Raw genomic sequence first — 14,307 nt, forward strand, 5'->3', positions numbered from 1 at the left:
CGCGCACGGGTCATCCGATTCCGGGCAGGCTGACGGCGAGGCGCCCATCATAGTCGATCCGGCTGGTTCGGCCGGCAGGGCTCAGGAATTGAGCGGCGGCAGGGCTGCCGGCGTGCGATGCGCACGGACAGGCTGGTGTGCGGGGGCGTATGCCGGCAACAGGCGCGCCAGCTCGCTGCCGTCCCACTGCCCCTGGCTGGCGCCGACGCCGAACAGGCGTCGTTCGAGTCCGCCGACAGCGGCAACCAGCGCCGCATCGCCGGTGCCTGCGGCCCAGTCCGACGGCGCCTTGCCCCACGCGGTACGCGACCACGCGCCCAAGGCACGATATGCCGCCGCCGCGTCATTGGCGCGGCAGGCCTGCAGCAGCGCCGCGAGCCTGGCCTCGCTGCCAGCCGCCCGGGCGCTGCGCCGTGCGGCGAGCGCCCGGCGCAGGCGTGCCAGGCGCGGCCGCGCCCATTGCAGCAACAGCCACGCCAGCAGCAGCACCACAGCGCCACCGGCCGCCCACAGCCACAGGCGCCACGCGGTGCCGCCACCCTCCCCGGGCAAGGGCGCAGCGTGGGGACCGGTCGGGGATAGACCTGCAAGGTGCGGCGCAGAGGCCACGTCCACCTTCACCTCGGGCGCTTCCGATTCGCCGGGCTTGCGCGTGACCGGATCGAACCATTCCACCTTGATCGCCGGCAGCGTATAGGTTCCCGCATGCTCGAACACATAGGTGATGCGGTCCGTGCGGCTGCCGCCCGTATTGCCGGCGTTGTCGTGCGCAGCGTCGCTGAGCTGCGGATCGCCCGCGAACACGCGCACGCCGGCAGGCGCCTCGACCTTGGGCGGGCGGATCATCATGGCCTGGGTCTGCGGCGCGAACGTGATGATGGTGCGCACCAGCGCATCACCGGCATGGAATTGCGCCTGCGGGCCGCTCACCGGGCGGTCGAAGCGCTGCGTGACATTCAGGCGAGCCACTGGCAGCGTGGCACCGGCCGGCGCGCCGGCTGCGCCCGCGGCGCGGATCGTGGTGACCGGCAGCGTCACGCTGCCCTGGCGCGGCTTGCCGTCGTCGCCGGAATAGGTGAAGGCGATGGAGACCTGCGGCAGCTGGAAGTCGCCGCCCTGCTCCGCAGCAAACAGGTAGGTCTTCCGGATACCGGCGTAGCTCACGCCGTTGATGGTCTCGACCGTGTTCTGGCCGCGGTCGTCCGGCATGGTGACGATCGCACCGGGCACCTGCAGCGTGGGAAAGACCGGCGCCGACAGGAAGAAATTGGGCGCCAGCACCGTCACCTCGATGCGGATCTGCTGGCCCGGCAGCACGGGCTGCTGCGCCGCCACGTTGACGCGCACGACGGGATCGGCCGCCAGCGCGAGCGCGCTGGCCAGCCACAGCGCAAGGCCGGCGAGCCAGACGCCGAAACCCTTGCCTGCGCGCATCATGGTTTGGCTCCGGCGCTTGGCTGGGCCTGGCTCTGCTGCAGCGCGAACTTGCGCTGCAGCAGCTCGGTCGGCGTGGTCTGGATCGCGCGCATCCAGGTCTCGGCGCTTTCAACCGCGCCCATTTCCATCTTCTTGCCTTCGCCCTCAGGTGGCTTGGACTCGCTGTCGACCTTCACCTCATCAGGCTTGATGTCGGGCGGCTCCTCGCCTTCCTTCGGCTTTTCGGCCTTCGCGGCCAGTTTCTCCATGAGCGCCAGGTTGGCCACCGCCGCCGGCCATTGTGGGCGGTGCTTCAAGGCCTCCCGGTAGCGCGCCGCCGCGTCCTTGTACTTGCCCAGCCGCGCCAGCGCATCGCCCTGGTTGAAGTCGCTCTCGGGCGAATCTATCAGCGCGAAACTCTGCACCGCCTGCGCATATTGCCCCGCGCGATACTGCGCCACGCCGCGCCACATGGGATCGTCGAACAGCGCGGCGGCGCCGGCAAAATCGCCACGCTCGAACGCCAGCCGGCCCTGCTGGTCATGCGTGAGCCACAGGTCAACAAAGCGCCACGCGGGCGGCGCCGCGGCATCGGGCGCCGAAGCCTGCGCGTGCAGGTCCTGCTGCGGCGCCGCCAGCACCACCGCCAGCAGCACGCCCGCGATCCAGCGCACGGTCCAGCCCTTGCGGAACCACAGTACGCCGAGCAGTGCAATGGGGATCGTCAACCACCAGCCTTCATCCTTCCAGCGCGTGTTGTCCGCCGACTGCTTCTGCGCGAGGTGCGACTGCACATGGCGCTGCACCCAGGCGACGTCGTCATCGCTGTCGGGCGTGAAGGTGGCGACCGGCACGCCGGTGTCGTCGCCGAAGCGCTTGAGCGCGGCGGTGTCCATGCGCGCGAACACGCGCACGCCATCTTTCTCGACAAAGCCCTCGGTGCCGCTGCGCAGCGGGCCACCGCGTTCGGTGCCGATCGCCAGCACCACCGGCTGGCTGCGCCCGCTGCTTGCCTGGGCCTTGAACGCACGCACGGCGGCAGTTTCCACGCCGTCGGTCAGGAACAGGATGGTGCCGGGCACCTCCTCATGCGCAAGCGCCGCGTCGATGGTGCGCAGCGCAAGCGCGGTGTCCTTGCCGGGCGCCGGCATGATGCGGGTCTGCAACGCATCGACAAAGGTCTGCAGCAGCGTGGCGTCGTCGGTCAACGGCAGCACCAGGTGCGTGGAGCCCGCATAGGCCCAGATGGCCGTGCGTCCGCCGTCGCGGCGCGCCAGCAGCGCCTTGACCTTGAGCTTGGCGCGCTCGAGCCGCGTGGGGGTCACGTCGATGGCATCCATGGTCGGCGACAGGTCGACGGCAATCGCCAGCGGCGCCTTGTCGTCCAGGAACGGCGGGCGCTCGCGCTCCCAGGCAGGACCCGCCAGCGCGATGGCACCCAGCGCGAGCAGCAGCGCGGTCAGGTGTACGGGGCGGATGGCCAGCCTGCGGCGCTCGCCCACCATCAGCGCGTCCAGCAGGTGCGGGGCAATGGCGCCGCGCCAGCGGCGCCGTACGTCGCCGCGGCGGCGCACGGCCCACACCAGCAGCACCGCCGGGATGAGCACCAGCAGCCACCACGGGCGCAGGAAGTGGAAGTCCACGAGCGCGTGTATCACGGCTCCTCCGCCGCCGGCTGCGGCGCGCCATGCCGGCGCGGTCGCGACAGCCACGCTGCCCACACCGCCATGATGAGCTGGTACGCCAGCACCACGCCCACCGCGGCGCCGAGCGGCCACATGAACAGCTCCCTGCGCGGCCGCCACGACAGCGTCTTGTGGTTGTGCGGCGTGATGCGGTCGAGCGTCGCATAGATGCTCTCGAGTCCCTTCTGGTCGGCGCCGAAGAAATAGCGTCCGCCCGTCTGCGCGGCGACGCGCTGCAGCACGCCGAGATCGACGCGCTGCTCGCCCTCGGCGGAAGGGTCGCCGATGCCGATGGTATGCACGATCACGTGCCGCTGCTTCGCGATGTCCGCGGCACGTTCGGGCGGCATCTTGCTGGCGGTGTCGTTGCCGTCGGTCAGCACGATCAGCACCTTCTCGGGCGCCTGGCTCTGGTCGAACATCTTGATGCCAAGGCCGATGGCATCGCCGAGCGCCGTGCTGGGGCCGGCCATGCCCGGCAGCAAGTCATGGATCATGGTCTGCACGAGCGCGTGGTCCAGCGTGAACGGCGCCAGCGGATACGGCGCGTCGCCGAACACGATCAGGCCGATGCGGTCGCCAGGCCGGCGTGCCACGAAACTGCTGACCACTTCCCGCACCGCCTGCACGCGCGGGATCAGCGCGCCGGCCGGGTCGCGGAAATCCTGCGTATCCATCGACTGCGACAGGTCCAGCGCAAGCAGCAGGTCGCGCGCCGGCTGCACTTTCTCGATGGGCGCCTCCAGGAACTGCGGACGCGCCAGCGCCGTCACCAGCAACGCCCACGCGAGCGGCGCCAGGATGCGCTGCAGCCAGTTGCTGCGCGGCACGACCGCGCCCGGCGCCGGCTTGAGCCCCACGGCGCTGGCCACCTCGCCGAAGAACGGCAGGCGCACCGAGGGGCTTTCCTCGCGATACGGCGGCAACAGCCACCACAGCAGCAAAGGCAGCGGCAGCAGCACGAAGAGCCACGGGTATTCAAACTGGTACATGGTGGCAAGCAATCCATTGCTGGCAGGCCTCGGCCGTGGCCGTCACCTGGCTGTCGGGCCATTGCGCCAGCGTGGCCGCATCGCGATACTGCGCGTCGTTGACCAGCGTCGCAAGCACCGGCACCGCCGCGCCGGCCTTGCCCGCATGGGCCTGCAGGAACTGCGCCCACTCCGCCCCAGCCATGCTGGCCACCTGCGCGCGCGGCCAGGCCGCCAGCGCGGTGCGCTTGAGCAGTTCCGCCATGGCGTCCAGCGCCTGCGCGCGCACCTCGGGCGACGCGGACAGGCCCGCGCGCAATCGCGACAGTTCGGCCAGCGCCTCGCGGCGGTAGCGGTTGGCGCGGTACTGGCGCCACCATCGCCACGCTGCGAAGGCCAGCAGCACCAGCACGATCGCGCCGGCCACGGGCCAGCCGATGGTCTGCGGCCGCCACGACGGCGGCGGCGGCACGACCACCTCGGCCATCTGCAGGAGATCGCCGGCAATCGTGGCGCTGTCGGGTGCGGCCGTGCTGTGCGTCAGGTCGCTCATGGCCGCCCTCCCTGCCGGGCACGCAGCGTTCCCTGGCCTTGCGGCAGCGCTTGCCCGAGCAGGCGGCGCAGTTGCAGTGGCGTTTCCTCCGCGGCCGACAGCGGCAGCAGCGGCACGCCGATGGCGCGATGCCAGCCCAGCAGGTTGCGGCTCTGCGCATCGACGAACTCGGCGATGCCCTTGCGCGTGGCGGCGTGGCCGAACCCCAGCTCGACCTGCAGCTCGCCGTCGCTGACGACAAGGTGGCCGGAGTCTGGCAGTTCGAGCAGGAACGGGTCATAGACCAGCATCGTCAGCAGGTCGTTGCGGGCGCTCATCGACAGCATCAGGTCGCGCGTGGCCGCGTCATGCCCGTCGAAGTCGCTGATGACGATGACCAGGTGGTCGTGCCGCGCGAGCCGGGCGGCGCGCTCTAGCGCGGCATTGAGCTGGCCGGCGCCGCGCCGCGCGGGGGCATCGGCACGCAGCGCCTGGTTGTGGCGCGCGATCTCGCCGAGCAAGTGCTCGACGGCCTGGCGGCTGCGGCGCGGCGCCAGCTCGGTGCACTCTCCGTCGCCGAACACCAGGCCGCCGACACGGTCGCCCTCCGACAGCACGCGCCACGCGGCCAGCGCCGCGGCCTCTGCCGCGGCCACGGACTTCATCGCGCGGCGGCTGCCGAAGAACATGTTGATGCGCTGGTCCACCACCAGCAGCACCGGCCGGTCCTTCTCCTCGCTGTACACGCGCACGTGCGGCTTGCCGGTGCGCGCCGTGACGCGCCAGTCCATGCTGCGGATATCGTCGCCGGGCAGGTAGCCGCGCACCTCTTCGAACGTCAGGCCGCGCCCGCGTACCCTGGAGGCATGCCGGCCGGCCAGCACGCTGTGCACCGGCTGGCGCGGCAGGAAATGGAAATCGCGCGCGGCGACTTCGAGCGCCGCCAACGCGGCGGCATCCACGCTGACGCCGGGCTGCGCGTGCGTGGGCTCGCCGCGCCCGGCTGGCACCGGCGAGCGGCCGAGCGACGCGAGATGGGATCGCATGGCGCCGCCCGCCATGTCAGGCTACGGCCACCTGCTGCACCAGGCGGTCAATCGCGGCGTCGGCGCTGACACCGGCCGCGTGCGCCTCGTATGACAGGATCAGGCGGTGGCGGAACACCTCATGCACGACAGCCTGCACGTCCTCGGGCGACACGAAGTCGTGCCCGTGCAGCCAGGCATGGGCGCGCGCCACCTTGTCCAGCCCGATGGAGCCGCGCGGGCTCACGCCGACCTGGATCCAGCGGTCCAGCTCGTCGTCGACGGCCTTGGGTTCGCGCGTGGCATGCACGAGCGCCACCATGTAGCGTGCGACCGCGTCGCTCACGTGGATGCCGTGGATCTCGGCACGCGCGGCGAAAATGACTTCGGGTGCCAGCTTCTGCACGGCTGCCGCCTGTGCGCCGGTACCAGCGCCGGACTCCTCGGCCCGCGCCAGCGCCACGATCTGCGCCTCGGCGTCGGCTTCGGGATAGGTCACGTTCACGTGCATCAGGAAGCGGTCCATCTGCGCTTCGGGCAGCGGGTAGGTGCCCTCCTGCTCGATCGGGTTCTGCGTGGCCATGACCAGGAACAGCGGGTCGAGCTTGTGCGTGACGCCACCGACGGTGACCTGGCGCTCTTCCATCGCTTCGAGCAACGCCGCCTGCACCTTGGCCGGCGAACGGTTGACCTCGTCGGCGAGCACCAGGTTGGCAAAGATCGGCCCCGCCTGGAAGCGGAACTCGCCCTTGCCGCCCTCGGTGTAGTACACCTCGGAGCCCGTGATATCGGCCGGCAGCAGGTCCGGCGTGAACTGGATGCGCGACAGCTTCGCCTCCAGGTTCCGCGCCAGCACCTTGATCGCACGCGTCTTGGCCAGGCCCGGCAGCCCTTCCACCAGCAGGTGGCCGTCAGCGAGCAGGCCCAGCAACATGCGCTCGATCATGTGCTGCTGGCCGACGATGGCTTCGCTCATCCGCTGCTGCAGTGCCAGCACGTCGTCACGGGTGCTCATGGGCGTTCCTCGATGGTGCCGGGCCGGGTGTTCGGCGGCCACCCCCGAACCAGGCGTAGTAAGGGTTGTCAGGATCGGTGCGCATCACCTGCTGCATATGCAGCGCCCAGGCGTCGCGGTCGCCGTAATAGGCATCGAGGCCGGCGGTGTAGAAGGTGTGCAGGGTGTCGCGTTCGAGCCCGATGTCGGCGATCAGGCCGGCATCGGCCCCGGTCAGCGGCGGCTCGGTCTGCAGCGTCAGCAGGCGCTGCAGGACCTGCGGGAACTCGGCGCGCCGCACCCAGGCCGCGTATTCGATGCGCGGGCGGTCATCGGTCACGGCGGGCGCGTCGCCGGCATAGCGCTCCAGGCCCGCGCGGTCCGTCACCCAGGTCGCCAGCAGCGCAGCCGGCGAGGCCACGCCCACCGCTTGCAACGCCGCGGCGACGTCGGGCTGGGCAAAGCGCTGGCGGATGCGCGCCGCATCGAGCGTGATGGGCGACAGCGAGCCCACCAGCATCATCTCGTGCAGTTCCGTGGTCCACAGCGTCGCGTGCGGGAACACGTCGAGGAAACTGCGTACCAGCGAACGCGTGTCTTCATCGTTCTGCGTGGGCAGCGGCAGCCATTGCGCGACCAGTCCACCCGCTTGCAGCCGTGCTGCCGCAAGGCGATAGAAGTCGGCCGAGTACAGGTTGACCACGCCCGCGGCCGAAGGCGGCGGCGGCTCCAGCGTGATCAGGTCGTAGCGCTGGTCGCTCTGCAGCAGCTCGCGCCGGCCGTCGCGCAGGCGGATGTCGACGCGCTTGTCGCCGGCCACGCCGTAGTTGCCCTGGAACTGCGGCACGGCACGCAGCACCGGCGGCAGCAATTCGGCCACCACGCGCTGCTCGAGGCCCGGATACGCCAGCGTGGCACCGGCCGTGATACCCGTGCCGAGGCCGATCACCAGCGCCGAGCGCGGTGTGCCGCTGTGCACGATCAGCGGCAGCAGTGCCTGCAACCGCATGTAGCGCAGCGACGTCATGGTGTCGCCGGAATTGGACACGCCCTGGATATAGAGGCGGTTGAAGCTGTGGCTCGACGACGACTGCTTTACCACCGCCACGGTGGCACCGCGGCCCTCCTCGTAGAACACCATCTCGCCGCCGCGCGCGCGCGCCAGCAGCGTGGCGAGCCGATCGGCGGGCGCCAGCGCCGCGGCGATCACCGCGAGCAGCGCCACCATCGGTACCGCCCAGCGCGCCAGCTTGTTCACGCCCGAGCCAAGCGCCACCGCGACAACGCCGACAATGCCGGCGCCCACCGCCAGCAGCGACAGCGTATGCACCAGTCCAATGCGCGGCACCAGCACAAACCCCGCCACCGCCGTGCCGACGATGCCGCCCAGCGTATTGAGCGCCACCACTGCGCCGACACCGGCGCCGAGCCGATGATTGTCCACGCCTACGCGCAGCACGAACGGGAACGCAGCGCCCAGCAGCAGCGTGGGCACGAACACCACGCACAGCGCCGCCACGGCAAAGCTCGCGCAAGCGGCAGCAAGGCCGCTCGACGTGGCCGACTGCACCCACGCCGATACCGCCGCCTGCATCTGCAGCAGCCATTCGCCCAACACCACGATTTCGAGCAGCGCCACCAGCCCAGCCGCGGCGATCAGCATCGCAAACGCGCCCCACGGGTCGCGCGCACGATCGGCCCGCCGCGCCGCCAGTGCGCTGCCGATGGCAAGGCCCGCAAGATAGGTCGCCAGCACCACCGCAAAAGCAAAGGTGCGCGTGCTGATGAACTGCACGATGGCCTGCGACCACACCACCTCATAGCCAAGTGCGATGCCGCCCGCAGCAGCATAGAGCACCAGCGCCAGCCGGCCATCGCCGGCATCGCGCGCGGGCTGTGTGGATGCTGGCGCGGCAGCGGTGGTGACCGGTTCTTCCGCCGGCACCGTGCGCGACGCAAGGGCCAGCGCGGCAGCGGCGGCAAGACCGTTGAGCGTGGCCGCAGCCAGCGCGCTGCCCGTAATGCCGAGCCACGGGATCAGTACGAAGCCCGCCAGCAGCGTGCCGGCAATGGCACCCGCGGTGTTGGCGGCATACAGGCGTCCGCCATGTGTGCCGACCTGTCCCGCGCGCGACGCCAGCATGCGCATCAGCACCGGCAGCGTGCCGCCCATGGCCGCCGCAGGCAGGATCACCAGCACGAACAGCAACGCCCAGGCCAGCAGGCCGACACGGCTTTCCAGCCATGCGAATGGCGCGGCGGCGCGAGCGAGCGCCAGTGTGGCGCCAATGGCCAGCACCAGCACGGCGATTTCGAGCCACGCATACAGCCGCAGCGGCTGTGCATGGCGGTCGGCCACGCGTCCGAGCAGCCAGCCGCCGAATGCGAGCCCGGCAAAGAAGGCGCCCACGGCAGTGGTGACGGCGTGCACATCCACGCCGACCACCAGCGCGAGCTGCTTGATCCAGAGAACCTGGTAGATCAGTCCGGCCGCGCCGGACGCGAAAAGCAACAGGGCAGGTGCCAGCACGGCGCCGTCATGCGCCAACTGGTCCTGCCCTGCCTGCAAGGCGGCGCTTTCCGCGCGCCGCGGTTTGTCAGATCTGTGCCGCGCTTGCTGCTTGCCGGCGTTTGCGCCGGCATGCGCTTCTCTCATGGTGCGATCCTGGTGAAGAGGCTGGCCGGGATGACCCGGCCAGCCATTGCCGCCGGAATTACTTCGCGCCAGCCCCCGCCCCCTTGTCGAGGGACTTCATCAACGCCTCGGTCATCTGGTCGATGGTGAAGCTTGCCGGCCGCTGGCTGGGCGGGTAGTCCTTGAACGTCTGGAGGAACGGCGCCACCCGCGACGACGCATAGCTGATCATGTAGGCATTCTTCGCCGTCCAGTCATAGTACTGGTCGGAAACGACGTCCGCCCGCTCATAGGGGTCCATGCGCAGGTTGAACGCCTTCGGCACGCGCAGGCAGGTGAAGGGGTTGGCCCACACCTGGAAGCCGCCAGGCTCGCGCTGCTCGCAGAAGACAAACTTCCAGTCATTGTGGCGCATCGCCACCAGCACGCCATCATCGTTGAAGTAGTAGAAGTCCTGGCGTGGACCCACGTTGCTCTGCCCGGTCAGGTATGGCACGAAGTTGTAGCCGTCGAGGTGCACCTTGAACGACTTTCCGCCAATGCTGGTGCCCTTGAGCAAGCGATCCTTGATGTCGGCATCGCCGGCGGCGGCAAGCAGCGTCGGGAACCAGTCGAGACCGGACATCATCGTCGTGGACACCGTGCCAGGCTTGATCCTGCCTGGCCAGCGCACCATTGCCGGCACACGGAATGCCCCTTCCCAGTTGGTGTCCTTCTCGCTGCGGAACGGCGTGGTCGCCGCATCGGGCCAGGAGAACTGGTTCGGGCCGTTGTCCGTGCTGTAGACCACGATGGTGTTGTCCGCGATCTTCAGGTCATCGAGCGCCTTGAGCAGCTTGCCGACGTCGCCGTCGTGCTCGATCATGCCGTCCGCATACTCGTTGCCCGGCATGCCGCTCTGTCCGCGCATCGACTCGCGTACGTGCGTGAACAGGTGCATGCGCGTGGTATTCATCCACACGAAGAACGGCTTGTCAGCCTTCACCTGCTTCTCCATGAAGCCGATCGCCGCCGCCGTGGTTTCGTCGTCGATGGTTTCCATGCGCTTGCGGTTCAGCGGGCCGGTATCTTCCACCTTGCCGTCAGCGAAGGAATGGATGACGCCGCGCGGCCCGTTCGCCTTCACCCAGGCCTGGTCGTTCTTCGGATAGTACGGACGCTCGGGCTCTTCTTCCGCATTGAGGTGGTACAGATTACCAAAGAACTCGTCGAAGCCGTGCGCGGTCGGCAGATACTCGTTGCGGTCGCCCAGGTGGTTCTTGCCGAACTGGCCGGTCGCGTAGCCAAGCGGCTTGAGCGCCTGCGCGATGGTCACGTTCTGCGCTTGCAGGCCGACCGGCGCCCCCGGAATACCGACCTTCAGCAGGCCCGTTCGCAGCCCGACCTCGCCGGTGATGAACGTGGATCGGCCCGCCGTGCAGCTGTTCTCGCCGTAGTAGTCGGTGAACATCATGCCTTCGCTGGCGATGCGGTCGATGTTGGGCGTGCGGTAGCCCACCACGCCGTGGCTGTAGGCGCTGATGTTGGTCTGCCCGATGTCATCGCCGAAGATGACCAGGATGTTCGGTTTCTTGCCGGACGGCGCGGCGGCCGCCATCGCCGGCGCGGATGCCGCGGCAACCGGCGCATTGGCCGCCACTGGCGGGTTCTCCTTGGCCGGCTCAGGCGCGGCCGCGGCGGGTGCCGGCGCCGCGGCGGGCGCCTGTGCCGCTGGCTGCTGCTCCTTGGGCGGCGTCTCCTTCTTGCCGCAGCCCGCGATCGTGAACACGGCGGCGGCCATGGCCAGCATCACCAGCCTGGAGCCCCGTCCTTTCGCTATGCCTTCTTCAACTCGGTGCATGTTCCGCCTCCGTTCGTTGACCTGTTACGGTCAGTTCACTGCTGCTCACGTAATGCTCATGGCTTGCCGGCCGGATAGACCTGCAGCCAGTCCTGCTTCATGCTGATCACGGTCCAGCCTTTGGCCCTGGCCGCGTCGAGCGCCTTGTCGAGCTTGCCGACCTTGGACTGCCGGTCATAGGCGAACTCGCGCTCGGCGTCGTCGTGGTGGACCAGCACGGCCAGGCGCGGACCATCGCCGCCGGTGGTGTACTCCAGCATCTGCAGGTCGCCGTCCGAATTGCCCACGGCAAGGATCGGGCGGCGGCCGATATGGCGGTAGATGCCAACCGGCTTGCCCGGCCCGTCATCGATGAAATCGAGCTTCGGGTCGCGCACCAGCACCGGCTTGCCGTCGCGCACCGCGTACTTGACCGCCTGCGAGGAACCGATCACCTGTTCGGGCGGAATGCCGTAGACCTTCTGCGTCCACGGCCGCATGAACTCGATGGTGCCGCCCGAGACGATGTAGGTCTTGAAGCCATTGGCGCGCAGGTAGGACAGCAGCTCGAGCTGCGGCTGGTAGACCAGCTCGGTGAAGGGGCGCTGCAGCTTGGGATGCCTGGCCTGCGCGAGCCATGCGCGGATGGTGCGGTCGTACTCCTCCACCGTCATGCCGCTGTTGGCCGCGGCGATCAGTGCCAGCAGCTGCTTCTCGTTGCGCATCAGGGCCTGCATGTCGTTGGCCATCAGCGCCTTGAACGCAGGATTGCTCTTCCACTCCGGGTGCTTCGGCGCTGCCGCCCTGACCTGATCGAGCAGGAAGAAGAACTGGAAGTAGAGCGGCTGCTCGCTCCACAGCGTGCCGTCGTTGTCGAACACGGCGACACGGTCCTCCGGCGCCACGAAGGTCGGCGATCCCGCGCGCGTGGTATCGGCGACGAACTTGAGCAGCGCCTGCCGCGCTGGCCCGTCACGCCATGAAGGCAGGGCCTGCTCGGCTGCCTGAGGGGCCTGCGCCGACTGGACGCCTGCCGCGGTGGCACCGGCTTCTGGCGGTGCCGCGCACCCGCCCAGGTTGACGCCGGCAAACGCCAGCACGGCCAGGCACAGCGCGGCAAGCGCCGGGCGCAACGGGTTGCGGCCGGGCCGCTTGAGGGCGGAGAGTTCCATCACGCGCGCTCCTGTCGTTGGAAAAGGGGTTGTAGGCGGGCGACGCGGCTACCGCGCCATGGCCAGTGGCTGCTGCTTGCGCATTTCGGCCCAACGGCTGTCGTCCATCACCAGCCGGAAGCCCAGGTGCGACATGCTGTTGTACGGGTCCGTGCCGCGCCGGGCGCTGGGCCGGTAGCTCAGGCAATAGTCTTCGTTGCAGAGGAAGGAGCCGCCGCGCGTGACGCGCTTGGGCGCAGTCACGGGCACGCCGGGCTCGCTCGGGTCCCATGACGCCACGGGACCTGCGGGATCGTCGATCCGCTTGCCCAGTGCGGCCTCGCGCCGGAACTGGTCGGCGCGGTACCAGTCCGCCACCCACTGCCAGGCATTGCCGGTCATGTCATAGAGGCCGTAGCCATTGGCCGGGAACGTGCCGACCGGGCTAGTGCCCAGCGCGCCGCCCGCCTTCGGGCTGATCACTGGGAACGGCTGGATCTGCTGCCCCTGCCAGACGTTTGCCATCTGCTTGCCGTCCGGCGCGAATTTCTCGCCCCACGCGTAGGTGGCCTGCTCCAGGCCGCCGCGCGCGGCGAACTCCCACTCGGCTTCGGTCGGCAGGCGCTTGCCGGCCCACTTGGCATAGGCCTGTGCGTCCTCATACGAGACCTGCACGACCGGATGATTGTCCTTGCCTTCGATCGACGTGCCCGGCCCGCCCGGATGGCGCCAGTCGGCGCCATGCACATAGCGCCACCAGCGCGAATAGTCCTGCAGCGGCACGGGCCGCGAGGTGCCCACGAACACCATGCCGCCCGCGACCATCGCGCTGTCGGGCGGGCGCGGCGTGCCGGGCGGGAGCTGCACCCTCAGGGTTTCCCAGTCAGGCGCCTTCTCCGCGGTGGTGACGTAGCCGGTAGCCTCGACGAACTTGCGGAACTCGGCATTGGTGACATGGTGCTGGTCCATCCAGAAGCCGTGGATGCGCACCTTGTGCGCAGGCTTCTCGTTGGCCTGCGCCATCTTGCTGTCGCTGCCCATGAGGAATTCGCCGCCCGGAACGTGAACCATGCCGGCCGGGCCGCGGGTGCCATCGCCGACAACGATGCCCTGTGCCTGTCCGTGCCGGCCGTGCTGGGCCCACCAGGTCGCACCAACGCCCACCGCGACACCGGCGCACACAAGCATTGCGACCATGGCACCACGCCAGCGGCGCGGCGGCGCGGCCACCGCCGTCGCAGCGCCCTCCGCCTGCGCCATGCCCGTGGCGGCAATCCGGCGCTTCTTGCCCATGACTCTTCCTCCGTAAAGCACAAATGGTGCGTAGAGCGCACCCCGAAGCTATCGTTACAGAAGGAAAAGCGAAACGGAATTGAGTTTTCTCGGACCGTGATTTTAGATATTTCGCATCGACAGCCCGAGCGATCTCCGGCAAGGCCCGCCACGCGCCATGGGTTGATCACCGGATGCACCAATTCGGCGGGATAGTGAGGAAACTCTTGCGCCGACGAGGATGCGTCCCGGGAAAAAATGCCGCGACCCGCACATCACCCATCGAAGCAATGTGCGGGCCACCGCCTGCCATGCAGCAATCCGGAGAGCCTCAGGCGCATTGCATTCGGGAAGCGGGCGCGCCTACCAGCACTGTGCGCTCGGCCGCGTGTTGTTCACATTACCCTGGGCACCGAAGTGATCGATCGTGTAGCTGCCGCACGCATCGCCCTCCTGGGCACCGACCGGCGTGGCGGTCGCCACAAACGTCGTTGTCGTGTTCTGCCGCACATCGAGTCGATAGAATATCTGCCCGCTTGTCTGCACGTCGGCAGGGAAACGCGAGTAGCCCAGATCGGCCGGATTGGCGGTGTAGCGGTTCTGCATGCTGAAGAAGCGCTCCTGGCGCGTAGCCAGGTCCAGCAGCGCGGTCTTGGCATCGGTGCGGCGCGAGGTCCGCACGTTCTCCGTGTATGAGGGATAGGCGATCGCAGCCAGTATCGCGATGATGGCCACCACCACCATCAGTTCGATCAGGGTGAATCCGTTCGCGGCGGGAGCGTGCAGGCGAGGTTGGCGTGTCGTCAT

General features: G+C 69.1%; 11 protein-coding genes. All 11 read right to left on the reverse strand.

Annotated elements, in window-relative coordinates; all coding sequences use genetic code 11:
- Positions 1 to 81 precede the first annotated feature (81 nt).
- The gene (locus tag LDO29_RS16530) at positions 82 to 1,437 is read right to left on the reverse strand and encodes a BatD family protein (protein WP_224080865.1); all 1,356 of its coding nucleotides are present in this window, start codon (positions 1,435 to 1,437) and stop codon (positions 82 to 84) included.
- A complete protein-coding gene (locus tag LDO29_RS16535; protein WP_224080901.1) occupies positions 1,434 to 3,071 on the reverse strand; it encodes a vWA domain-containing protein in 1,638 nt (545 codons plus the stop codon). The genes LDO29_RS16530 and LDO29_RS16535 overlap by 4 nt, the downstream gene beginning before the upstream one ends.
- Positions 3,071 to 4,093 carry a vWA domain-containing protein gene (locus tag LDO29_RS16540; RefSeq protein WP_224080866.1) on the reverse strand — a complete coding sequence of 341 codons (1,023 nt, stop codon included), beginning with the start codon at positions 4,091 to 4,093 and terminating at the stop codon, positions 3,071 to 3,073. Before LDO29_RS16540 ends, LDO29_RS16535 begins: the two co-directional genes overlap by 1 nt.
- Positions 4,080 to 4,625: a DUF4381 domain-containing protein gene (locus tag LDO29_RS16545; RefSeq protein WP_224080867.1), complete on the reverse strand. Its 546-nt coding sequence runs from the start codon at positions 4,623 to 4,625 to the stop codon at positions 4,080 to 4,082. Before LDO29_RS16545 ends, LDO29_RS16540 begins: the two co-directional genes overlap by 14 nt.
- Positions 4,622 to 5,650: a DUF58 domain-containing protein gene (locus LDO29_RS16550; RefSeq protein ID WP_224080868.1), complete on the reverse strand. Its 1,029-nt coding sequence runs from the start codon at positions 5,648 to 5,650 to the stop codon at positions 4,622 to 4,624. The genes LDO29_RS16545 and LDO29_RS16550 overlap by 4 nt, the downstream gene beginning before the upstream one ends.
- Before the next feature lie 16 nt (positions 5,651 to 5,666).
- Entirely contained in the window at positions 5,667 to 6,644 is a 978-nt protein-coding gene (locus LDO29_RS16555; protein WP_224080869.1) for an AAA family ATPase, read from the reverse strand.
- On the reverse strand, positions 6,631 to 9,279 hold the full coding sequence (locus LDO29_RS16560) for a fused MFS/spermidine synthase (RefSeq protein WP_224080870.1): 2,649 nt from the start codon (positions 9,277 to 9,279) through the stop codon (positions 6,631 to 6,633). The genes LDO29_RS16555 and LDO29_RS16560 overlap by 14 nt, the downstream gene beginning before the upstream one ends.
- 58 nt (positions 9,280 to 9,337) lie before the next feature.
- Complete coding sequence (locus tag LDO29_RS16565; protein ID WP_396022678.1) at positions 9,338 to 11,047, reverse strand: arylsulfatase; 1,710 nt, start codon at positions 11,045 to 11,047, stop codon at positions 9,338 to 9,340.
- Between the two features lie 107 nt (positions 11,048 to 11,154).
- Complete coding sequence (locus tag LDO29_RS16570) at positions 11,155 to 12,249, reverse strand: HAD family hydrolase (protein ID WP_224080872.1); 1,095 nt, start codon at positions 12,247 to 12,249, stop codon at positions 11,155 to 11,157.
- A 48-nt stretch (positions 12,250 to 12,297) separates the two neighbouring features.
- Positions 12,298 to 13,521 (reverse strand): formylglycine-generating enzyme family protein, encoded by a 1,224-nt coding sequence (locus LDO29_RS16575; protein WP_224080873.1) that lies wholly within the window; start codon positions 13,519 to 13,521, stop codon positions 12,298 to 12,300.
- Between the two features lie 342 nt (positions 13,522 to 13,863).
- Positions 13,864 to 14,307 (reverse strand): type IV pilin protein, encoded by a 444-nt coding sequence (locus LDO29_RS16580; protein WP_224080874.1) that lies wholly within the window; start codon positions 14,305 to 14,307, stop codon positions 13,864 to 13,866.

The organism is Cupriavidus laharis (genome assembly GCF_914271435.1).
GTDB classification, from domain to species: Bacteria; Pseudomonadota; Gammaproteobacteria; order Burkholderiales; family Burkholderiaceae; genus Cupriavidus; species Cupriavidus laharis.

Coding starts and splice junctions, on each gene's coding strand:
- LDO29_RS16530 (WP_224080865.1), bottom strand. CDS start 1,437: ATGATGCGCGCAGGCAAGGGTTTCGGCGTCTGGCTCGCCGGCCTTGCG.
- LDO29_RS16540 (WP_224080866.1), bottom strand. CDS start 4,093: ATGTACCAGTTTGAATACCCGTGGCTCTTCGTGCTGCTGCCGCTGCCT.
- LDO29_RS16545 (WP_224080867.1), bottom strand. CDS start 4,625: ATGAGCGACCTGACGCACAGCACGGCCGCACCCGACAGCGCCACGATT.
- LDO29_RS16550 (WP_224080868.1), bottom strand. CDS start 5,650: ATGCGATCCCATCTCGCGTCGCTCGGCCGCTCGCCGGTGCCAGCCGGG.
- LDO29_RS16555 (WP_224080869.1), bottom strand. CDS start 6,644: ATGAGCACCCGTGACGACGTGCTGGCACTGCAGCAGCGGATGAGCGAA.
- LDO29_RS16560 (WP_224080870.1), bottom strand. CDS start 9,279: ATGAGAGAAGCGCATGCCGGCGCAAACGCCGGCAAGCAGCAAGCGCGG.
- LDO29_RS16565 (WP_396022678.1), bottom strand. CDS start 11,047: ATGCTGGCCATGGCCGCCGCCGTGTTCACGATCGCGGGCTGCGGCAAG.
- LDO29_RS16570 (WP_224080872.1), bottom strand. CDS start 12,249: ATGGAACTCTCCGCCCTCAAGCGGCCCGGCCGCAACCCGTTGCGCCCG.
- LDO29_RS16575 (WP_224080873.1), bottom strand. CDS start 13,521: ATGGGCAAGAAGCGCCGGATTGCCGCCACGGGCATGGCGCAGGCGGAG.
- LDO29_RS16580 (WP_224080874.1), bottom strand. CDS start 14,307: ATGACGACACGCCAACCTCGCCTGCACGCTCCCGCCGCGAACGGATTC.